This is a genomic window from Nonomuraea sp. NPDC048826 (assembly GCF_043198225.1).
Taxonomy (GTDB): Bacteria; Actinomycetota; Actinomycetes; order Streptosporangiales; family Streptosporangiaceae; genus Nonomuraea.
Genome location: NZ_JBICUQ010000003.1, coordinates 455,508 through 474,678, shown reverse-complemented (window position 1 = coordinate 474,678; position 19,171 = coordinate 455,508). Strand labels below are relative to the sequence as shown.

21 protein-coding genes and 1 tRNA gene are annotated in these 19,171 nt (G+C 72.7%); 9 read left to right on the top strand and 13 right to left on the bottom strand.

The window, feature by feature from the left end; genetic code table 11:
• The first annotated feature begins 81 nt into the window (after positions 1 to 81).
• Genes ACGFI7_RS12745 through ACGFI7_RS12735 form a run of 3 tightly spaced genes read left to right on the top strand, consistent with a single transcriptional unit; the run spans position 82 to position 4,542 of the window.
• Positions 82 to 1,113: a LacI family DNA-binding transcriptional regulator gene (locus ACGFI7_RS12745; protein ID WP_393402963.1), complete on the top strand. Its 1,032-nt coding sequence runs from the start codon at positions 82 to 84 to the stop codon at positions 1,111 to 1,113.
• Positions 1,110 to 3,101, top strand: coding sequence for a beta-galactosidase (locus ACGFI7_RS12740; RefSeq protein ID WP_393402960.1), 1,992 nt, complete (start codon positions 1,110 to 1,112; stop codon positions 3,099 to 3,101). Before ACGFI7_RS12745 ends, ACGFI7_RS12740 begins: the two co-directional genes overlap by 4 nt.
• Positions 3,102 to 3,129: 28 nt before the next feature.
• Complete coding sequence (locus ACGFI7_RS12735; RefSeq protein ID WP_393402957.1) at positions 3,130 to 4,542, top strand: GH1 family beta-glucosidase; 1,413 nt, start codon at positions 3,130 to 3,132, stop codon at positions 4,540 to 4,542.
• A gap of 52 nt (positions 4,543 to 4,594) precedes the next feature.
• On the opposite strand, the gene ACGFI7_RS12730 is transcribed toward ACGFI7_RS12735, so the two are convergent.
• Both ACGFI7_RS12730 and ACGFI7_RS12725 read right to left on the bottom strand, forming a co-directional pair.
• Positions 4,595 to 7,081 (bottom strand): PEP/pyruvate-binding domain-containing protein, encoded by a 2,487-nt coding sequence (locus ACGFI7_RS12730; RefSeq protein ID WP_393402954.1) that lies wholly within the window; start codon positions 7,079 to 7,081, stop codon positions 4,595 to 4,597.
• Positions 7,078 to 7,818: a TetR/AcrR family transcriptional regulator gene (locus ACGFI7_RS12725; RefSeq protein WP_393402951.1), complete on the bottom strand. Its 741-nt coding sequence runs from the start codon at positions 7,816 to 7,818 to the stop codon at positions 7,078 to 7,080. Before ACGFI7_RS12725 ends, ACGFI7_RS12730 begins: the two co-directional genes overlap by 4 nt.
• A 111-nt stretch (positions 7,819 to 7,929) precedes the next feature.
• Between ACGFI7_RS12725 and ACGFI7_RS12720 the strand changes: the two genes are divergently transcribed.
• The 3 genes from ACGFI7_RS12720 to ACGFI7_RS12710 all read left to right on the top strand — a co-directional run bounded on the left by ACGFI7_RS12720 (position 7,930) and on the right by ACGFI7_RS12710 (position 9,655).
• Positions 7,930 to 8,478, top strand: a complete 549-nt coding sequence (locus tag ACGFI7_RS12720) for a hypothetical protein (protein WP_393402948.1) — start codon at positions 7,930 to 7,932, stop codon at positions 8,476 to 8,478.
• Positions 8,479 to 8,523: 45 nt separating this feature from the next.
• Positions 8,524 to 8,904, top strand: coding sequence for a hypothetical protein (locus ACGFI7_RS12715; RefSeq protein ID WP_393402945.1), 381 nt, complete (start codon positions 8,524 to 8,526; stop codon positions 8,902 to 8,904).
• 79 nt (positions 8,905 to 8,983) lie between these two features.
• Positions 8,984 to 9,655, top strand: coding sequence for a DUF6766 family protein (locus ACGFI7_RS12710; protein WP_393402943.1), 672 nt, complete (start codon positions 8,984 to 8,986; stop codon positions 9,653 to 9,655).
• Here ACGFI7_RS12710 and ACGFI7_RS12705 read toward each other — a convergent pair.
• Positions 9,589 to 10,425 (bottom strand): 1-aminocyclopropane-1-carboxylate deaminase/D-cysteine desulfhydrase, encoded by an 837-nt coding sequence (locus tag ACGFI7_RS12705; RefSeq protein ID WP_393402940.1) that lies wholly within the window; start codon positions 10,423 to 10,425, stop codon positions 9,589 to 9,591. The two genes, ACGFI7_RS12710 and ACGFI7_RS12705, sit on opposite strands and share 67 nt — an antisense overlap.
• A 73-nt stretch (positions 10,426 to 10,498) precedes the next feature.
• On the opposite strand from ACGFI7_RS12705, the gene galK reads away from it, so the two are divergent.
• Positions 10,499 to 11,614, top strand: coding sequence for a galactokinase (galK, locus tag ACGFI7_RS12700; RefSeq protein WP_393402937.1), 1,116 nt, complete (start codon positions 10,499 to 10,501; stop codon positions 11,612 to 11,614).
• 31 nt (positions 11,615 to 11,645) lie between these two features.
• Here the strand turns inward: galK and ACGFI7_RS12695 are convergent, their stop codons facing one another.
• The 4 genes from ACGFI7_RS12695 to ACGFI7_RS12680 all read right to left on the bottom strand — a co-directional run bounded on the left by ACGFI7_RS12695 (position 11,646) and on the right by ACGFI7_RS12680 (position 14,880).
• On the bottom strand, positions 11,646 to 12,419 hold the full coding sequence (locus ACGFI7_RS12695) for an enoyl-CoA hydratase-related protein (protein WP_393402934.1): 774 nt from the start codon (positions 12,417 to 12,419) through the stop codon (positions 11,646 to 11,648).
• A 41-nt stretch (positions 12,420 to 12,460) separates the two neighbouring features.
• A complete protein-coding gene (locus tag ACGFI7_RS12690) occupies positions 12,461 to 13,594 on the bottom strand; it encodes a nitric oxide synthase oxygenase (RefSeq protein ID WP_393402931.1) in 1,134 nt (377 codons plus the stop codon).
• Positions 13,595 to 13,768: 174 nt separating this feature from the next.
• Positions 13,769 to 14,203, bottom strand: a complete 435-nt coding sequence (locus ACGFI7_RS12685; protein ID WP_393402928.1) for a hypothetical protein — start codon at positions 14,201 to 14,203, stop codon at positions 13,769 to 13,771.
• Between the two features lie 59 nt (positions 14,204 to 14,262).
• On the bottom strand, positions 14,263 to 14,880 hold the full coding sequence (locus ACGFI7_RS12680; protein WP_393402926.1) for a TetR/AcrR family transcriptional regulator: 618 nt from the start codon (positions 14,878 to 14,880) through the stop codon (positions 14,263 to 14,265).
• 67 nt (positions 14,881 to 14,947) lie between these two features.
• Between ACGFI7_RS12680 and ACGFI7_RS12675 the strand changes: the two genes are divergently transcribed.
• A complete protein-coding gene (locus ACGFI7_RS12675) occupies positions 14,948 to 15,793 on the top strand; it encodes an alpha/beta fold hydrolase (RefSeq protein WP_393402923.1) in 846 nt (281 codons plus the stop codon).
• On the opposite strand, the gene ACGFI7_RS12670 is transcribed toward ACGFI7_RS12675, so the two are convergent.
• From ACGFI7_RS12670 to ACGFI7_RS12660, 3 genes are all read right to left on the bottom strand, one after another.
• Entirely contained in the window at positions 15,774 to 15,911 is a 138-nt protein-coding gene (locus tag ACGFI7_RS12670) for a hypothetical protein (protein WP_393402921.1), read from the bottom strand. The genes ACGFI7_RS12675 and ACGFI7_RS12670 overlap by 20 nt on opposite strands.
• The gene (locus ACGFI7_RS12665) at positions 15,911 to 16,354 is read right to left on the bottom strand and encodes a hypothetical protein (protein WP_393402918.1); all 444 of its coding nucleotides are present in this window, start codon (positions 16,352 to 16,354) and stop codon (positions 15,911 to 15,913) included. Before ACGFI7_RS12665 ends, ACGFI7_RS12670 begins: the two co-directional genes overlap by 1 nt.
• Positions 16,355 to 16,544: 190 nt before the next feature.
• Positions 16,545 to 16,616, bottom strand: a tRNA-Asn gene (locus ACGFI7_RS12660).
• Between the two features lie 124 nt (positions 16,617 to 16,740).
• Here ACGFI7_RS12660 and ACGFI7_RS12655 point away from each other — a divergent pair.
• A complete protein-coding gene (locus ACGFI7_RS12655; protein WP_393402915.1) occupies positions 16,741 to 17,076 on the top strand; it encodes a YtxH domain-containing protein in 336 nt (111 codons plus the stop codon).
• Positions 17,077 to 17,103: 27 nt separating this feature from the next.
• Here ACGFI7_RS12655 and ACGFI7_RS12650 read toward each other — a convergent pair whose 3' ends face one another.
• Genes ACGFI7_RS12650 through ACGFI7_RS12640 form a run of 3 tightly spaced genes read right to left on the bottom strand, consistent with a single transcriptional unit; the run spans position 17,104 to position 19,063 of the window.
• Positions 17,104 to 17,577, bottom strand: coding sequence for a hypothetical protein (locus ACGFI7_RS12650; protein ID WP_393402912.1), 474 nt, complete (start codon positions 17,575 to 17,577; stop codon positions 17,104 to 17,106).
• A 20-nt stretch (positions 17,578 to 17,597) separates the two neighbouring features.
• Entirely contained in the window at positions 17,598 to 18,872 is a 1,275-nt protein-coding gene (locus tag ACGFI7_RS12645; RefSeq protein ID WP_393402909.1) for an amylo-alpha-1,6-glucosidase, read from the bottom strand.
• Between the two features lie 32 nt (positions 18,873 to 18,904).
• Entirely contained in the window at positions 18,905 to 19,063 is a 159-nt protein-coding gene (locus tag ACGFI7_RS12640) for a hypothetical protein (RefSeq protein ID WP_393402907.1), read from the bottom strand.
• Between the last annotated feature and the right edge of the window lie 108 nt (positions 19,064 to 19,171).

Sequence of the window (19,171 nt, the reverse complement as noted above, 5' to 3'; positions counted from 1 at the left end):
TACCGTTGACATCCTCACAAATTGCCTCATACGTTCTGTGCGAAACGTTTCGATCGGCGTGCGCACAGGAACCGGAGGGGCATGACCTCGCTGCGTGACGTGGCCGAACGGGCCCAGGTGGCCGTCAGCACCGTCTCCGCCGCGCTCAACGGGACGCGCCCGGTGAAGGCCGAGACCAAGCGCCGCATCGAGCAGGCCGCGGCCGAGCTCGGCTACCGCCCGAACCTGCTGGCCCGCGGCCTGGTGAGCAAGCGCACCCGGATCCTCGCTCTGCTGTTCCCGCCGCCCGGCAGCGGGTTCGGGCTGACCGAGATGCAGTTCGCGACCGCCGCCGCCGAGGCCGCCGCCGAGCTGGGCTACCACATGCTGCTGTCGCCGGAGAGCGCCGACCCGGTCGAGGAATTGCGCTACCTCACCGGGATGGGCCTGGTGGACGGGGTGCTGCTGATGGAGGTGCGGCTGACCGACGAGCGGACCGACTTCCTGCTGGAGTCGGGGGTGCCGTTCGCCATGATCGGCCGTACCCGCGAGCCCGGCGCGATCGACCACGCCGACATCGACTTCGCCCGCACCGCCAGGGAGGCCGTCGCGCACCTGGCCGGGCTGGGGCACCGGGCCGTCGCCTTCTTCAACCACACCGCCGGCGCCTACTCCCCCGAGTACGGGCCCCTGGTGCGGGCCGGCGAGGAGTTCGCGGCCGCCGCCCGCGAGGCGGGCCTGTGGTACGCGGGAGACGTGCGCGCCGACACGGCGGACGAGGGACGGCTGGCCTTCGAGCGCCTGATCTCCGCGCACCCCGAGGTGACGGCGGTCGCGGTGATGAGCGACCGGGCCGCGGTCGGCGTGCTCCAGGCGGTCGAGGAACGCGACTGGCGGGTGCCCGGCGACCTGTCGCTCGTGCTGGCCAGCGCCTCGGCCCGGGTGGCGGAGATGTTCCGGCCCCGGCTGACCACGCTGGAGCCGCCCGGGGCCGAGCTGGGCAGGCTGGGCGCCCGCATGCTCATCGACCGGCTGGAGTCGCCCGGCTCGCCGCCGGTGCGGCGCCTGGTGCCGTGCCGCCTGGTGGTCGGCGACAGCTCCGCGCCCCCACGCCGGACCGGGGCCGCGCGGTGAGCCCCGGGCTGCACGACCTGACCCGGGGGCGCGGGCTGCTGTTCGGCGGCGACTACAACCCCGAGCAGTGGCCGGAGGAGGTCTGGGCCGAGGACGTCCGGCTGATGAAGGAGGCGGGGGTCAACCTGGTCACGGTCGGCGTGTTCAGCTGGGCGCGGATCGAACCGGAGCCGGGGGCCAGGGACTTCGGCTGGCTCGACCGGGTGCTCGACCTGCTCGCCGGGGCCGGCGTCGCGGTGGACCTGGCCACCCCGACCGCGTCGCCGCCGCCGTGGCTGGGGCATCGGTGGCCGCAGACGCTGCCGGTGGACGAGTCGGGGCACCGGCTCTGGTACGGCTCGCGCAACCAGTTCTGCCCGTCCTCGCCGGTCTACCGGGAGCGGGCGCTGGCGCTGGTGACCGACCTGGCGGGCCGGTACGCGGGGCATCCCGCCCTGGCCATGTGGCACGTGGGCAACGAGTACGGGCAGGTGTGCCACTGCGACACCACGGCGGAGGCGTTCCGTGCCTGGCTGCGGGCGCGGCACGGCGACCTGGACGGGCTCAACGAGGCGTGGGGCACGGTCGTCTGGAGCCAGCTCTACAGCTCCTGGGAGGAGGTGCTGCCGCCCCGGCGCGCCCCGTACCTGGTCAACCCGGCGCAGCGGCTCGACTTCCGGCGGTTCTGCTCCGACGCGCTGCTCGCCCACTTCCGGGCCGAGCGGGACGTGCTCCGCGCGCACACTCCGGACATCCCGATCACCACCAACTTCATGGGGTTCTTCCCGCACGCCGACTACTGGTCGTGGGCGGCCGAGGAGGACGTGGTCTGCGACGACCTGTACCCGGACCCGGCCGACCCGCGGTCCCACGTGCGGGCCGCGCTCACCCACGACCTGATGCGCTCGCTGGCCGGCGGGCCGTGGATGCTCATGGAGCAGTCGGTGTCGGCGGTGAACTGGCGGTCGCACAACCTGCCCAAACCGCCCGGACGGTTCCGGCTGGAGTCGCTGCAGGCCGTGGCGCGCGGCGCGGACGGGCTCTGCTTCTTCCAGTGGCGGGCCTCCCGCACCGGGGCCGAGCGCTTCCACTCGGCGATGGTGCCGCACGCCGGGCCGGACACGCGGCTGCACCGCGAGGTGCGCGCGCACGGCGCCGAGCTGCGCGCGCTCGCCGGGGTGGCGGGCACGCGGGTGCCCGCGCGGGTGGCCCTGGTGTTCGACTGGCCGAGCTGGTGGGCGGCGACCGAGCGCGGGCTGCCGAGCGACCGGCTCGACCCGGTGGAGGAACTGTTCCGCTACTACCTGCCGTTCTGGGAGCGCGGGGTGAGCGTGGACCTGGCCCCGCCGTCGGCCGACCTGTCCGGGTACGCGCTGGTGGTGGCGCCCGCCCTCTTCGTGCTCGGCGACGACGACGCCGCGGCGCTGACCTCGTACGTGCGCGCGGGCGGGACGCTCGCGGTCGGGCCGTTCTCCGGGGTCGCCGACCGGGACGCGCGGGTGCACCCGGGGCCGTTCCCCGCGCCGCTCCGCGAGGTGCTGGGCGTCCGGGGCGAGGAGTGGCTGCCCGCGCCGGAGGACCGTCAGGTGCCGTGCGCGTGGACGGACGGCGGCGCGTTCACCGCCCGGCTCTGGACCGAGCTGGTACGGGCCGAAGGCGCCGAGCCGGTGGCCGTGTTCGCCGAGACGGGCGACCCGGCGGTGCTGCGGCATCCGTGCGGGGCCGGCGTCGCGTGGTACGTGGCCACGCTGCCCGCCGACGACGCGGTCGCGGCGCTGGCCGGCAGGCTGCTGGCCGACGCGGGCGTCACCGGCGCGCTGCCCGGCCCGCCGCCGCCCGGCGTCGAGGCGGTCCGGCGCGGCCCGGTGCTCTTCCTGCTCAACCACGGAGACACCGCCGCCCGGGTGCCGATCCCGGGACCGGCGCGTGACCTGCTGACCGGAGCCGCCGCGGACGGCGCCGTCACCCTGGCCCCGCAGGGGGTCGCCGCCCTACAGACCGAATCATGAAGCCAGCCAACCCTGAGGAGTGACCCCCATGCCGACCTTCCCCGAGAGATTCCTGTGGGGCACGGCCACGGCCGCCTACCAGGTCGAGGGCGCCTGGAACGAGGACGGCCGCGGGCCGTCGATCTGGGACACCTTCTCCCACACGCCCGGCCTGGTGACCGGAGGCGACACCGGCGACCTGGCGTGCGACCACTACCACCGGCTGGAGGAGGACCTGGACATCCTCTCCGAGCTGGGCGTCGGCGCCTATCGGTTCTCCATCTCCTGGCCGCGGGTGCTGCCCGGCGGCGGCGACCGGATCAACCGGGCCGGGGTGGACTTCTACCGGCGGCTGGTCGACGGCCTGCGGGCCAGGGACATCGCCCCGGTGGCCACCCTGTACCACTGGGACCTGCCGCAGGAGCTGGAGGACGCGGGCGGCTGGCCGCACCGCGACACGGCCTACCGGTTCGCCGAGTACGCCAGGCGGATGGGCGAGGCGCTCGGCGACGGCGTGCACACCTGGATCACCCTGAACGAGCCGTGGTGCTCGGCCTACCTCGGCTACGGCTCCGGCGTGCACGCTCCGGGCCGCACGGACGCGGCGGCGGCGCTGGCCGCCGTGCACCACCTGAACCTCGGCCACGGGCTGGCCGCCCGCGCGCTGCGCGAGGTGGTGGACCCGGCCGCCCAGGTGTCGGTCACGCTCAACCTGCACCACGCGCGCGGCGTCACCGAGCAGGACGCGGACGCGGTGCGCCGGGTGGACGCGCTGGCCAACCGGGCGTTCCTCGGCCCGATGCTGGACGGCGCCTACCCGCGCGACCTCATCGACGACACCGCCTCGGTGACCGACTGGTCGTTCGTCCAGGACGGCGACGAGGTGGCGGCCGCCGCGCCGATCGACATGCTGGGCGTCAACTACTACAACCCGATCCTGGTGCGGCAGTGGGACGGCAGCAGCCCCCGCGACACCGCCGACGGGCACGCCGACGGCTCGGCCTCGCCGTGGATCAACTGCGGGGACGTGGAGTTCGTCCAGCAGCCCGGACCGTACACCGAGATGGGCTGGAACATCGACGAGACCGGCCTGACGGAGCTGCTGCTGCGGCTGCGCCGCGACTACCCGTCGCTGCCCGTCATGATCACCGAGAACGGGGCGGCCTTCCCCGACGAGGTCGCCGCCGACGGCCGCGTCCACGACGACGACCGGATCGACTACCTGCGCCGTCACCTGTCGGCGGTGGCCGAGGCGATCGACGGCGGCGTGGACGTACGGGGCTACTTCCTGTGGTCGCTGATGGACAACTTCGAGTGGGCCCACGGGTACGCCAAGCGCTTCGGGATCATCCGCGTGGACCGCGACACCATGGAGCGCACCTGGAAGGACAGCGCCCACTGGTACCGCGGCGTGGTGGCGGCCAACGCGCTCCCCGCCGAAGCGACCACCCCCGCGTCCTGACCTCGCGCGTTTCGCCGTGCGCGTCGCGGGAGCGCTCCCGCGACGCGTCCGGTCAGGTCAGGACCTCGACGGTGCCGTGCTCGCCGTCGACGCGGACGCGGTCGCCGTCGCGCAGCCGCATCGTGGCGTTGCCCGTGCCCACCACGGCCGGGATGCCCAGCTCGCGGGCCACGATCGAGGCGTGCGACAGCGGCGCGCCCATGTCGGTCACCACGGCCCCCGCCCTCGGGAACAGCGGGGTCCAGCCCACGTTGGTCAGCGTCGTCACCAGGATCTCGCCCGGCCGGAGCCGGTCGCCGTCCTCCGGATCGCCGATCAGCCGGGCGACGCCCTCCACCACCCCGGGGGCGCCGGGGAAGCCGGTGACCGTGTCCTTGGGCGGGACGCCGCCGCGCGCGTCGTACAGGTCGGCGCGGCGGTCGGGGTCGGCCGCCCAGCGCACCGGGTCGAACCGGCCGACGATGAGCGCCGGGTAGACGGGCAGCGCGGCGTAGCGCTCGTAGGTGGCCCGCCGGACGGGCACCGGGGCGAGTGGGGCGTCGTCGCCGCGCAGCACCGCGACGATCTCGTCCCGGTCCAGGAAGAACAGCGCGTCGCCGTGCCCGGTCAGCTCGCCGGCGCGCAGCACGTACGCGCGCAGCACCCAGAACGCGCGCACCACCTCCGACCGGGCGGTCTCCCGGTCGCGCACCACCGTGTTCCAGCGCCGCACCCGCGCCCGCATCCCGGCGACCTTGCGCGGGTGGCTGCGGGCGAACCGCTCCCACGCCGCGTCGGCCGCCACGCGCTGGCGCTCCAGCAGCGTCTCGGCGTCCTCACGCGGCTCGCTCAGCCCCGCGAGCTGGGCGTCGAGCCAGGCCGGGTCCTCGCCGGGCCGCGGCGCCGAGATCTCGAACTCGTGCGGACCCCGGTGCCCGTGGCGGCGGGCGAACTCCTCACGGGACAGCTCGCCCCTGGCCACCCGGCCCAGCCCGGTGAGCAGCCCCAGGCTGGCCAGCTCGCCGTCGGCGGACACGCCGGTGAGCATGGTCTCGGCGTCCACCTCGCCCGCCAGCTCGCGCAGCCGCTCGCGGGTCATCACCAGCGCCGCGCCGCCCTGCCGCCCGGCCGCCTCCAGCATCCGGCAGGCCGTGACGAGGTACGGCAGGATCTCGCGCTCCCACAGCCCCGCCAGCTCGGAGCCGGAGCCGACGGCGGCGATCCGGGCGCGCAACTCGTCGGCGCGCTCGGGCGACGCGGCCAGGAACGGGCGCATGCCCTTCAGGTTCGCGCGCACCCGCCTGCGCAGCTTCACCGCCATCGGCAGGAACCGCCTGAGCAGCTCCCAGCGGGACGCGTCCAGCAGCGGCACGTCCAGCCCGGCCGGCATCTTGCCGAAGACCTGCTCCAGCGCGTTCCACCGGGACTTGAGCCCGAACGCCCGCGCGACGGAGTAGGCGATGCTGAGGTTCATGTAGAACCGGCCGCCGATGTTGCCCACCAGGTCGTAGCCGGGCAGCGTGGACGCGTGCATGGCCTCGCCGATGAACAGCCGCACGAACGACCAGGTGGCGGGCGTCATCACGTCGGGGATGGCCTCACCCAGGTTGCCCGCGGTCCACAGGTAGTCGCCCTTGAGCGAGTCGTTCCACTCCTCGTGACCCTGCCCCAGCGCGGTGATCGGGCGCGCCTGGAGGATGGCGAACGCGCCGTCGTGCCTGGCCCACTCCACGTCCATGGGCGTGCCGTACAGCTCCTCGACGCGCGCGCCGAGCTCGGCGAGCTCAACGGCCTGCCGCTCGTCCAGCACCGGCTCGCGGCGCAGGTCGGCGGGGACCGGCAGCTCGCGGGTGCCGTCCTGGGTGCGCACGGTCATGACGGCCTTGTCCCCGGTACGGGAGCGCGTGACCCGTCCCCGCTCCACCACCACCGTGTCGGGGGTGACGTGGCCGCCGACGACCGCCTCGCCGAGGCCCCAGGCGGCGTTGACGACGGTCTGGCCGCGGGCGCCGGTGACGGGGTCGGCGGTGAACATGATGCCCGCCGCGTCGGCGTCCACCAGCTCCTGCACGACCACGGCGAGCGCCACCTCGTCGTGCGGGACGCCGTTCTGGTCGCGGTAGGCGATGGCGCGGGCGTTCCAGAGCGAGGCCCAGCAGCGCCGGACGGCGTCGAGGAGGGTGTCGCCCCGGACGTTCAGATAGGTGTCCTGCTGGCCGGCGAACGACATGTCCGGCAGGTCCTCGGCGGTGGCCGACGAGCGCACCGCCACCGGCACCCCGTCGCCCAGCTCCGCGTACCCGGCCAGGATGGCGGCGGCCAGGTCGTCCGGCAGGTCGCGGCCGGCGAACAGGCCGGCGATGCGCGCGGCGTCACCGGCGGCGGCCGCGTCCAGGATCTCGTCGCGGAAGCCGGCGGTGAACGCGCGGTAGGCCTCGGTGGTCACGACGAAGCCGCCGGGCACCGGCAGCCCCGCCCCGGCCAGCCTCGCCAGGGAAGCGCCCTTGCCGCCCGCCGTGGCGAGGTCCGCGGCGGTGTCGAGCGGGAGTACGGCTTTCATCGCGTCTCCTTCAACGGAGCTTCGGGGGGACGCCCCTCCTGGCCGAGCGAGCCGGCCAGTTGGTGACAGGAGATCTCCTCCAGGGCGTCGAGGTAGGCCCGGGTGGTCCGGGTGACCTCCGGGCCGGGTGGCGTGCCGGTGCCGAGCGCGCGGCCGACGGCGTCGGCGACCAGCTCGGCGATCCGGTCGTCCGGCAGCCGCTGATCTTGCGGGCGCATGCCCTGCGGGATCAGGAACCCGTACATCAGGGCGGTGACCATGGCCAGCCGCTCGTCGGCGGCGAGGTCGGTGCGGACCGCGCCGAGCGCGACGAGTTCGTCCAGGTAGTGCCGGAAGATGACGGCGCGTTCGGGGGAGCCGCCGCCTTCCAGCTTCTGCCGGGTCAGCTTGCCGAGGACGCGGGAGTCGCCGACCAGGGCCGCCCGTGTCAGCGGCCTGCTCAGCAGCGCGGCGATCAGCTCGCCCACCAGCTCGGGCAGCGTGCCGGGCGCGGCGGCGCGCACCTGCTGCACCATGTGCACCCGGTCGCGCCTCAGCAGCGCGATGAAGAGCGCGTCGCGGGTCTTCCAGTGCAGGTAGATGGTGCCCTTGGCGACGTCGGCCGCGCGGGCCACGTCCTCGATGGTGGTCTTGTCGTAGCCCCAGCGGAGGATCAGCTCGGCGGCGGCGTCGAGGATCCGGTGCGCCCGCTCCAGGTGGCGGGCCGGATCCTGCGGCGGACGTCCTCGTCTGACCATCCGATCTCCTCCATATATGTGACTGAATAAGCTTATCTAGTCATTTTATTGTTGGCAACTCCTGCGGCGTCGGTGCCGCCCGCGTCCCGGCCGGGCCGTACGGTAGTGCTCATGGGCAGAGCGTTCTGGATCGACCAGGAGTTCGACAGGGACCGTGACGGACGCTATGCCGTGCACGTGCGCAAGAACCTCGACGCGTTCGACTGGGGCGACATCGCGCCGGTGCGGTTCGCGTGCGCGGCGTGGGAGCTGGCGACGCCGCCGTCGCTGTCGCCCGGCTACGTGCGCTGGGACCGGCGGGTGCTGGAGGCGTCCTGCGTGCGCAACACCTGGGACGGCTCGCTCAACGCGCGCGTCCGGCTCGTCTCGCCGCTGCCCGGCGCGCTGACCACCTCGCGCGCCTGGTGGCGCGACCGCGGCTGGCTCGACTGGCAGGAGACCTTCGGCCAGTACGTCGAGCCGTCGCAGCAAGACCTGGCCCGCCACCCGTTCCTGCGGGCGAGCCTGCTGGTCGAGGCCCCGGTGCCGCTCGACGACCTGCCGCCGTCGCCCGAGGGCCCGCACGACCAGGTGGAGCAGAGCGCCCGGCGGGCCGTGACAGTGCTGGCCCGCGAGCTGAACGCGCTGGTCACGCCCATCCTGGAGCAGCTCGGGCCCTGACCGCCCGCGCCGCATGCGGGATGACCTTGTGGGTAGCAACAGGCCATGAAGCTCCTTGTGGGGGTGGTGCTCGCGGCGGCGCTCGCGGCGGGCTGCGCGGTCGACACGGCCGGTCCCGCGCGGGTGGCGGAGCGCTTCCACGCGGCCCTCGCCGCCGACCAGGTGGAGGCGGCCTGCGGCCTGCTCGCCCGCAAGACGGCCGAGAAGCTGCCCGGCCCCGGCCAGTCGTGCGCCGACGCGCTGCGCGAGCTGCGGCTGGGGCCCGGCGGCGGGCTCACCGCCGTCGACGTCTGGGGCGACGAGGCGCAGGTGCGCCTGGAGGGCGACACCCTGTTCCTGCACCACTTCGGCGACGGCTGGCGGGTCGTGGCCGCGGGCTGCGTGCCGGTCCGCGACCTGCCGTACGAGTGCGAGGTGGAGAACTGATGAGGGTGATGTTCGCGCTGACCGTGCTCGTCATCGTGTCCGGGCTGGCCTTCGTCTACGCGATCGGATGGTCCCACCTGTGAGGCGGATCAAGGACAACGCGCTGTCGGCGGCCTTCCTCCTGCTGTTCCTGGCCTCCCTGGCCGGGCAGGCCGTGGCCGGGATGCTGGGCTACAACGAGCGGCAGCTCGTCACCGGCGGTGAGGAGGTCTCCCTGCTGCGGTACGTGTTCTCCGCCGACTACGCGGTCAACGTCGCGGAGAACTGGCAGTCGGAGTACCTGCAGTTCTTCCTGTTCATCATGGTCACCGTCTGGCTGGTGCAGCGCGGCTCGCCGGAGTCGAAGGAGCCCGGCGAGGAGGGGTCCGAGTCCGACGAGCGGCAGCTGATCGGCGCGCACGCCCGGCCCGACTCGCCCGCCTGGGCCAGGGCGAAGGGACTGCGCCTGTGGCTCTTCAGCAACTCGCTGGGCCTGACCATGGGCTTGATCTTCCTGCTGTCGTGGGGGGCGCAGTCGGTGGCCGGTCAGGCGTCCTACAACGCCGAGCGGCTCACCGACCTGCGCGACCCGGTCGGCTGGGGCGCGTACGTGACCTCGCCCGACTTCTGGAACCGCAGCCTGCAGAACTGGCAGTCGGAGCTGCTCGCCGTGCTGTCGATGGTGGTGCTCGCGATCTATCTGCGTCAGCGCGGCTCGCCCGAGTCGAAGCCGGTCGGCGCGCCCCACTCGGCCACCGGGGTCGAGGGCTGACCGGTGACCACGGCCACGACGCGGGTGCCGGCGGGGAAGGCGCCGCGGCTCGCCAGGTCGACGATGCCGAGCAGCATCTTGGCCACGTACACGCGCTCCACCCGGTGCCGGGCGGCGAACGCGTCGAGCTCGGGCGTGGTGCGGGCGTAGCCGCCGAAGTGGTGGTCGACATCGATCTCCCAGTTGTCGGACACCCGGCCGTACGCCTCGCGCTGCAGCCTGGCCACCTCCCCGGCGAGGAACCCGGCCCCCTTCAGCACCGCGAACCCGAGTGCCCGCCTGCCCGGCGGCAGCCCGGCCGCGATGCCCGCGAGCGTGCCTCCGGTGCCCACCGGGCAGCAGACGACGTCGTACCCGACCGGGATGTCGGCGGGCAGCTCGGCGCAGCCGCGCACGGCCGCGGCGTTGCTGCCGCCCTCGGGCAGGATCGCCACGTCACCCCAGCGCTCGCGGAGCCGCGCCGCCATCTCGGGCGTGTGCTTGCGCCGGTACGAGACGCGGTCGAGATAGTCGAGCCGCATCCCGCAGGCGGCGGCGTAGGCCAGCGACGGGTTCAGCGGCAGCCGCTCCTCGCCCCGGATGACGCCGATGGTCTCGAACCCGTGGCGGCGACCGGCGGCGGCCACGGCCCTGATGTGGTTGGAGTAGGCGCCGCCGAAGGTGAGCACGCGCGGGTGGCCCAGGTTGTAGCGGAGCTTGCGCGCCTTGTTGTCGTCGTGCATGAGAAAGACCCGCACCGATCCGAGCGCGGGATCCAGCAGCTCCTCCACGCCCCTCCTGGTGCCGCTCGTGCCACTCGTGCCGCTAGTCTACGGTCGGGTCCTTGTTGAAGGGTGTTGGATTATGCGCGTTGTTGAAGCTTTCCGTGCCGCCTTCGGCGCGGATCCGGCCACCGTCTGGCGGGCGCCCGGCCGGGTCAACCTGATCGGCGAGCACACCGACTACAACGACGGCTTCGTGCTGCCGTTCGCCGTCCCGTGGGGCGTGACCGCCGCGGTCAGCCCGCGCGACGACCGGACGATCCGCCTGCTGTCGCTGCAGGCGCCCTCGCCCGACCCCGTGGTCCTCGCCAGCCGCGAGGAGGCCACCGGCTGGACCCGTTACGTGGTCGGCGTCCTCGCCATGCTCGGCGACCGGGTGCGCGGCGCCGACATCGCCGTCGACGGCGACGTCCCGCAGGGCGCCGGGCTCAGCTCCAGCGCCGCCCTGGAGGTGTCGGTCGCCTCCGCGCTGAACGAGCTGCACGGCCTCGGCATGACCCCGATGGAGGTGGCGCTGCTCGGCCAGCGGGCCGAGAACGAGTTCGTCGGCATGCCGTGCGGCATCATGGACCAGGCCGCCTCGGCGCTGTGCCGGGAGGGCCACGCGCTCTTCCTCGACTGCCGCACCCTCGGCTCCCGCAACGTCCCGCTCGACCTGGCCGCCCACGGGCTGCGGATCCTCATCATCGACACCCGGGTGCACCACGAGCACGCGGGCGGCGAGTACGCCAAGCGGCGGGCCGAATGCGAGTCCGCGGCGCGCACGCTCGGCGTGGCCGCGCTGCGGGACGTGAGCGACCTGGGCGCGGCGCTGGCCAGGCTGGAGGGCGCCGAGCGCAAGCGGGTCGAGCACGTGGTGACCGAGAGCCACCGGGTGGAGGCCGTGGTCGGCCTCCTGCGCGCCGGCCGGCCGCTGGACGTCGGCGCCCTGCTCAACGCCTCGCACCTGTCGTTGCGCGACAAGTACGAGGTGTCGTCGCCGGAGCTGGACGTGGCCGTGGAGGCGGCGGTCCGCGGCGGGGCGCGGGGGGCGCGCATGACGGGCGGCGGCTTCGGCGGCGCGGCCATCGCCCTGGTCGCGGAGGACCGGCTGGACGCGGTCCGGCAGGCGGTGTCGTCGGCCTACGCCGAACGCTCCTGGCAGCCGCCCCGCTTCCTCCCGGCCACCCCGGCCCCCGGCGCCCACCCTCTCACCTGAGCAGCGCCCGTCCAGTCGCCAGGGCGGGTCGTCACAGGGGCGGGAACTCGGGGGCGCGGCGCTCCACGAAGCTCGCGATGCCCTCGGCGAAGTCCGGGCGCCCGAACGACGCCAGCATCTCCTCCGTCGCCCGCTGGTACGACTCGTCGAGCGTCGCCACCCAGTCGCCCCAGACCTGCCGCTTGATCACCGCCATCGACGCCGGGGAGCTCAGCGCGGCCAGCTCCCCCGCGTACGCCCGCGCCTCGTCCAGCAGCCGGTCCCCGGGCACGGCGCGCAGGGCCAGCCCCAGCTCGCACGCCTCCCGCCCGCTGAACGTCCGCCCCGATAGCAGCACGTCCATGGCCCGCTGGTGCCCCATGACGCGCGGCAGCACCCAGCCCAGCCCGTACTCGGCGACCAGGCCGCGGCGTGAGAAGGCGGTGGTCCACTTGGCGTCCTCGGCGGTGAACACCAGGTCGCACATGAGCGCGTGGACCATCCCCAGCCCGGCGCAGGCGCCGTTGACCGCCGCGATCACCGGCTTGGCGATCGTGACGGGGAAGCTGTTGGGCCGCGGGTCCGGCTCACCTTCGTAGGTGCCCTGCTGGATGGAGGCCAGCGCCTCGAAGTCGGCCCCCGCGCAGAAGCCCCGGCCGGCTCCCGTGACGACGACGGCCCGTACCCGCGGATCCTTCTCCGCCTCCGCCAGCAGGTCGAAATACCGGCGGCCGAGGGCCTCCGTCCAGGCGTTGAGCCGGTCCGGACGGTTGAAGGTGAGCGTGAGCACGCCACGGTCGAGCGAGGAGAGAACGAGTTCAGCCATGCGCCAACCGAAGCATGTTCTAGAGCGGGGTGCAACGCCCATCAGTGGCGCGCCACGAAGTTCGGCGTGAGCACCGGGTTGTCGTAGTAGCGGTGGAAGACGGGGGTGGCCCCGCCCGAGATGGGCGGCACGATCCAGGACCAGTCAGCCGGGCAGACCCGGCCCGCCTTCTCCTCCTTCGCCAGGTGGGTGAGGAACCGGCGCGACTCGGTGTGGTGGTCGGTCACCGTCACGCCGGCCTTCTCGAACGAGTGCAGCACCGCCACGTTCAGCTCCACCAGCGCGTGGTCGCGCCAGAGGGTCCGGTCGGACGAGACGTCCAGCCCGAGCCGCTCGGCCACCACGGGGAGCTGGTCGTAGCGGTCGGCGTCGGCCAGGTTGCGCGCCCCGATCTCGGCCCCCATGTACCAGCCGTTGAACGGCGCGCACGGGTAGCAGACGCCGCCGATCTCCAGGCACATGCCGGAGATCGCCGGCACCGCGTGCCAGCGCAGCCCCAGCTCCGCGAACCACGGGAACTCCGGATGCTCGATCGGCACCTCCAGCACCACGTCACCCGGCAGGTTGCAGAGCAGCGGCTCCCCCATCCCCGGCCGGATCACCAGCGGCAGCACGTCGAACCTGCTCCCCCTGCCCTGCCAGCCCATCGACCGGGCCAGCGCGGTGAGCTCGACGTGGCGGGGGTCGCCGACCACGGACCCGTCGGGGCCGCGGTATCCGGCATAGCGGATGAGCTGCTCGTTCAGCACCCGGGGCGCGGGACGGGCGGGCAGGTCGGGCGGGAACACCGTGATCACCGGCCTGACCTTGCCGCCGTTGGTGGCCTCCCGCAGGTGCTCCACGCACTCCAGGGCCACCCCCTCGGCGCTCGTGGTGCGACGCCGGTCGCGCACCTTCAGCGACTTCCAGTACAGGCGGCCGATGCAGCGGTTGCTGTTGCGCCAGGCCACCCGCGCGCCGAACTCGAGCTCCTCGTACGTGTGCGTGTACGAGCCGCGCCGGGCGATCTCCCTCGCCACGTCGCGCAGCCGCGCGGACAGGCCGCCCGCCTTCGGGTGCTCCGCGTGGAACAGCCTGACGAAGCGTTCGGCCTCGTGGTAGTCGGTGGTGCGTTCGATGAGGGTCGGCAGGGGCAGGGCGTCGAAGGGTCGTAGCGACCTGATCCAGGTAGGCACGCAGTAACCAGCACTTTTCCGGTCACGGATCGCCCCGCCGGTTCCGGGCCGGCAGCACGTCCTGGTGGCGGTGCCCTTTCCACACCGCCGTGACGGCTTGTCCGCGGCAGGTCCCATCCTGACCGGTCCGGTCGGCCGCTGTCCGGCAAAACGGGAAACTGTGTGACGTTCCCGCTACGAGGCGTGAGGGCGACCGCCTTCGAGGGCGGCGAGATAGTCGTTCACCTGACGGCGGTGGTAGCCGCGCCAGACCACGGCGAACCCGGGACGGGACACCGGGACCGCGACCTCCCCGCCTCGGCCCGCCTGCAGCGCGGCGATGTACTGATCGACGTCGCGCCGGCGGTAGCCCCGCATCGTGATCTCGAACAGCGGCTCCGTGCTCATCTCCCGGCCCTTCCTCCGCACCAGGTCCCGGACGTTGCTCACGGTGAGCCCCGCGCCGAGCACCACCAAGAGCACCGATTCGACGACCTGGCTCCCCGAGAGCCCGGTGGTGAGCAGCCGCACCAGGCCGAACACCGCCAAGGACGGCGGGACCACGTGCAGCACGATCTTCTGCGTGCGGGCGACACCCTCCGACGGGGGCTTCCGGGCCGCGGGGCTCACGGACTTCACTGTGACAGAGGCCGCCTCGTCCGTACATCCCGGCGGAACGGCTCATCCCTTCACGGCGCGGGTTCGGGCCTGACCAGCGCCCGCACCAGCGGATCGATGACCTGCGCGATCTCGTCCCTGGCCTTCGCACGGTCCTCGGCCGCGTTCAGATACAGGGCGGCCTCGTCCGCGACGGCGAGCAGGATGTGTCCCAGGGGCTTCACCGGCAACGGGAGCAACGTCCCGTCCGCGACGCCCGCGGTGAGCACCGACTCGATCAGCCCGAGGATGTGGGGCTGGCAGATGGCGCGCCAGCGCTCCCAGCCGAGCACCGCCGGCCCGTCGATCAGCACGATCCGCTGCACCACGGGACTGTCACAGGCGTCGAGCCAGGCGTCGACGGCCCGGGACATCATGCTCACGAAGTCGGTCGCGCCGCCGGAGAGCACCACGTCGGCGAGACGCCGGGCGACCTCGCCCTCGACGTCGGCGAGGACGGCGGCGAACAGCTCGGTCTTGTCGCCGAACTGGTGATAGAGGGCGCCCCGGCTGACCCCGGCGGCGCGGACCAGGGTCTCGGTGCCGACCCCCGCGAAGCCGTGTTCGGCGAACAGCTCGCGACCGGCCGCCACCAGCGCGGCACGGGTCTCCGCCGTCCGCTCCGCTTGCGTTCGACGCGTGTTTTTCATACAGTCTGTCCGTAAGTTACATGCACACAGTATGTTACTTCATCGCCACCAGCGAAGGAGCGCCACCATGTCGACCGTTCAGCTCCCCAGCGGCCCCCTCGACTACCGCGTCGCCGGACCGGCGGACTCCACCGCCCCGCCGGTGGTGTTCGTCCACGCGTTCCTCGCCGACGGCAAGGTCTGGACCGAGGTCGCCGAGTTACTCGCCGCGCAGGGCATCCGCTCGTACGCGCCCGACTGGCCGCTGGGCGCGCACCGCACCCCGCTGCGCCCCGACGCCGACCAGTCGCCGCGCGGCGTGGCCCGGCAGATCCTGAGCTTTCTCGCAGCGCTCGACCTGGACGACGTCACCCTCGTCGGCAACGACACCGGCGGCGCGCTCACCCAGTTCGTCCTCGACATCGACCCGAGCCGGATCGGCCGCGTCGTGCTCACCAACTGCGACGCGTTCGACACCTTCCCGCCCTTCCCCTACAACGTCATCTTCCGACTGCTCGCCGGCGAACGACGCATGAAGATCAACCTGCTGCCGATGCGCCTGCGCGGCTTCCGGCACTCCCCGCTGGGCTTCGGCCTGCTGGCCAACTCCCTGGACCCCGCCCTGACCCGGTCGTGGATCGAGCCCGCCCTCACGGACCCGCTGATCCGCCGGGACGCCGTGCGTTTCCTCCGCTCCCTCGACCGGCGTGACCTGCTCGGCGTCTCCACCCGGCTGAAGAACTTCCCGAAGCCCGTTCGCATCGTCTGGGGAACCGCCGACCGCGCCTTCCCCACCGCCCTCGGCCGGCGCCTGTGCCAGGCCTTCCCCGACGCCGAACTCGTCGAGGTGCCGGGCGCCAGGACCTTCGTCCACCTCGACGCGCCGCAGGCCGTGGCCGCGCAGATCACCGAACTCACCGCCGCGACGCGCTGAACGCCATGGTGAAGGAGATCGACGGCACCCAAATCTCTTTCGACGTGTCGTTCGACTCCGAGCCGGACAACACCGCGTACGAGGTGAGCGCCTCCACCTGGCCCTGCTGAGCGATCATCACACCCAGCGGGCGCCGGTGCACACGGGAGCGGCTCCGCCGAGGCCGGAGTCCTTCGCACAGGCCTTGTACCCGTACTTGTGCACGGACCGGTGCGCGTCCGTGTAAGCCGTTTTCTTGTTGAGGAATTCGTGCCGGGACTCCCATTTCCTGGTCGACGCGTTGTAGACCTGCATGATCAGCAGCACACCGTACGCATCGGAATCCTTGGGGGCGCGAGCCCACATATAGGAGTGGCTGCCATATTTCCCGACGCGAAGCTGGATCGTGAAGGTGCGGCCGCCGATGGTGACCTTCTTCTCCGTCACCGTGCCCACCGACGTGGCGTTCGCCGACGCTGCCGAGCTCCAGTAGCTCGCCGCCGACGCGGGCGTCGTGCCCAGCAGGGTGACGCCCGCGATGACCGCGGCGGTGACGCCGCGGGAAATCCAGGAGCTTCCCATGATCGCTTCTCCTTCGTTCGCCTGACTGACTGGCGAAGGACGTTAGCGACGGCGGGTATATCCGCAGTATGCGCTGATCGGCCGGCAGATCCGGCTGCTCTCAGGGAGTCGCGGCCGGCGAGCCGGCTCCTGGAACGACTCAAGCCCCTGCCCTCAAGGTGAGGAAGGGGCTTGATCTACGGAACCGAAGCTCCCGCGAGAGGACTCGAACCTCTAACCTGCCGGTTAACAGCCGGCTGCTCTGCCGTTGAGCTACGCGGGATCGGGTGATCCGCGCTGATCGGAGGGCGGTTTAGGCCGCTCCGTCGGGCGCACGAATAGATTAGCGCACTCCTGGAGTGCGTGTCGCATCGTCAGCGGGGTAGCCGTGGGAGCGGAGGTGCAACATGCGGTATCGAATGCCATTCGTCATGGGACTGGCTGTCGGGTACGTGCTCGGCAGCCGAGCTGGACGTGAACGGTACGAGCAGATCAAGCGGACGGCCCAGCGCGTGGCCGACAACCCCAGGGTGCAGGAGGCCGCGGGGGTGATGGGGGCCAAGGCGTCCCAGGTCGGAGAGATGGCCCGGTCGAAGATGAGCGGGCCGTTGCAGGACAAGATGCCGTTCGGCAAGAAGGACAAGGCCGGCACGGCGGGTACGGGTGCCGACCGTGGCACGGGATGGCCGGACGAGAAGGTCGGCGAGACGACCACGGCCGATCGCACCGGGATTCCGTACTGACGGCGAGGGGCATGGGCGGGTGACGCGTCACACGCCCATGCTCCGCCTCATTCCTTCGAGCGCCTGCTCGGCCTGGGCCCGCAGGCCCGGGTCGTCAGGGTCGAGGCCCTCGTCGAACACGAGGGTCCAGCCGACGTCGTCGCCGCCCGGCCTGCGCCGGGCCACCAGGCGCACGCCGCCGTCACCGGGCAGCGGCACGTGCTTGTTGACCACGATCGTGGCGTTGACGCGCTCGCGCAGGGTCTCGGGCAGCAGCCGGGGCTCCGGCACCCGCACCTGGTGGCGGTCGCCACCGGTGGTGGAGAGCCGCAGCCCGTGCTCGTCCCACGACGCCTTGTCGATGGTCTCGTAGGGCAGTTTCGTGCCGTCGGGCAGGAACAACGCCAGCGTGGTGGCCACCAGGTGGCCGTCGTCCGACGGGGTGAAGGCGAGCACCCGCTCGCCAGGCTCGGTGGTCAGGGAGGCGCGGAGGCCGGCGGGCAGACGGCGGAAGACGTTCACCACTCAACGGTATCCGGGGTTCACCGCTCGGCCGTGTCGGCCAGCAGGTCCAGGGTGAGCGCCGCGCTCCAGGAGAAGTCGCGGCAGCCGCGCCCGCTGCCGTCGAACGGGTCGAAGCACTCGCGGAACCCTGCCTGCCTGACGAGGCGGAGCGTGCCGTTGGTGAGCTGCTGACCGAGCGACTCCAGGCCGTGCACGGCGGCGGCGTGGCGCAGCAGCCAGTTGGTGTTCACCCAGGACGGGCCGCGCCAGTAGCGGGTGCGGTCGAACTGGACGGCGCGGATCTCGCAGCTGGGCACCGGGTAGCCGGTGGCGCCCATGAACCGGGCCGACTCCAGGAACTCGACGGCCGTGGCGACGTGCTGGGCGGGCAGCCCGGGGTCGAGCAGCGGGCCGAACCCGCCGACGGTACAGATCCGGACGAGACGGTCACCGCGCAGGTCGCGGGCGTAGAAGCAGCCGTCCCACAACCGGTCGATCAGCGCGCTCCTGATGCGTTCGGCCTGTTCGGCGTGGGGCGCAGGGTCGGCTCCGGCGATCGGCGCCAGTTCGGCCAGCGCGTGGCAGGAGGCGAGCCAGATCCCGTTGAACATCGGGTCCTCGATGGCGAACGGGTGCTCGTCGCGCAGGTATTCGGCGCGGTAGCCGGAGTTGCGGTAGCGCAGGGCCAGCCACACGTAGCGGTCGTGGTCGCTGTCGGGGTGCCGCTCGTCCAGGTCGACGTTGCGGTAGCCGTAACGGATCTCGGGGAGGGCGGCGAGCGCCTCGTCCCAGGCCGGGCTGTCGTCCATGCCCGACTCCCACGGGTGCACGATGGCGGCCAGCCCCGTCCCGCCGAGGTCGCGGGCGCCGGAGAGGTAGGCGTGCTGGGCGGCCAGGGCCGGGAAGGCCCGCCTGACGAAGGCCGCGTCGCCGGTGTGCCGGTAGAGCCACCACAGCGCCAGCCCGTGCAGCGGCGGGGCGGTCAGCCCCGAGGTGAGGACCCGCGGCGCCGCCGGGTGGTCCTCCGAGCGCCACACGGCCGGGCCGGGGAAGTACGCCTCGGGGGTGTGGAAGACGATGTGCGGGAGCATCCCGGTCTCCCACTGCCCCTCCAGCAGGCTGAGCAGCTCGGCGCGGGACCGGTCGGGGCGGTGTCTGGCCAGGCCGATCGCGACGAACGCCGAGTCCCAGCTCCACTGGTGCGGATAGAGACCGGGCGCGGGCACGGTGGCGCATCCCGTCCAGTTCGCCTCGAGCACGGAGAGTGCTTCGCGCCCGAGCGCGGCGTCGTCGACCGCGGGCCGCGCTTCCATCCACCCACTATGCGCCGGTAAGCCCGAGGAAGCTACGTTCTGCTGCCCCGCTTCGCCAGCAACATGACGCCGAACGCCACGGCGCCGATGATCAGGCCCCACTTGACCAGGTCGAAGAGGAAGCCGACCAGCGGACCCAGCAGGATGAAGGCGGCGATGACTGCTGCAATGATGAGGATGATTCGTCCCATGTCTCGACCGTACGAGATCCTTTAAGCGGATTGCAGGTGTGACAGGGTTCAATCAGGGACAAGTCAGGGTCCCCCCTACCCCTACCGCACGGGAGCGTGATGAGCCAG

Coding starts and splice junctions, on each gene's coding strand:
- ACGFI7_RS12725 (WP_393402951.1), bottom strand. CDS start 7,818: ATGGTCAGACGAGGACGTCCGCCGCAGGATCCGGCCCGCCACCTGGAG.
- ACGFI7_RS12680 (WP_393402926.1), bottom strand. CDS start 14,880: ATGAAAAACACGCGTCGAACGCAAGCGGAGCGGACGGCGGAGACCCGT.
- ACGFI7_RS12720 (WP_393402948.1), top strand. CDS start 7,930: ATGGGCAGAGCGTTCTGGATCGACCAGGAGTTCGACAGGGACCGTGAC.
- galK (WP_393402937.1), top strand. CDS start 10,499: ATGCGCGTTGTTGAAGCTTTCCGTGCCGCCTTCGGCGCGGATCCGGCC.
- ACGFI7_RS12735 (WP_393402957.1), top strand. CDS start 3,130: ATGCCGACCTTCCCCGAGAGATTCCTGTGGGGCACGGCCACGGCCGCC.
- ACGFI7_RS12695 (WP_393402934.1), bottom strand. CDS start 12,419: ATGGCTGAACTCGTTCTCTCCTCGCTCGACCGTGGCGTGCTCACGCTC.
- ACGFI7_RS12715 (WP_393402945.1), top strand. CDS start 8,524: ATGAAGCTCCTTGTGGGGGTGGTGCTCGCGGCGGCGCTCGCGGCGGGC.
- ACGFI7_RS12745 (WP_393402963.1), top strand. CDS start 82: ATGACCTCGCTGCGTGACGTGGCCGAACGGGCCCAGGTGGCCGTCAGC.
- ACGFI7_RS12640 (WP_393402907.1), bottom strand. CDS start 19,063: ATGGGACGAATCATCCTCATCATTGCAGCAGTCATCGCCGCCTTCATC.
- ACGFI7_RS12645 (WP_393402909.1), bottom strand. CDS start 18,872: ATGGAAGCGCGGCCCGCGGTCGACGACGCCGCGCTCGGGCGCGAAGCA.
- ACGFI7_RS12675 (WP_393402923.1), top strand. CDS start 14,948: ATGTCGACCGTTCAGCTCCCCAGCGGCCCCCTCGACTACCGCGTCGCC.
- ACGFI7_RS12665 (WP_393402918.1), bottom strand. CDS start 16,354: ATGGGAAGCTCCTGGATTTCCCGCGGCGTCACCGCCGCGGTCATCGCG.
- ACGFI7_RS12670 (WP_393402921.1), bottom strand. CDS start 15,911: ATGATCGCTCAGCAGGGCCAGGTGGAGGCGCTCACCTCGTACGCGGTG.
- ACGFI7_RS12730 (WP_393402954.1), bottom strand. CDS start 7,081: ATGAAAGCCGTACTCCCGCTCGACACCGCCGCGGACCTCGCCACGGCG.
- ACGFI7_RS12655 (WP_393402915.1), top strand. CDS start 16,741: ATGCGGTATCGAATGCCATTCGTCATGGGACTGGCTGTCGGGTACGTG.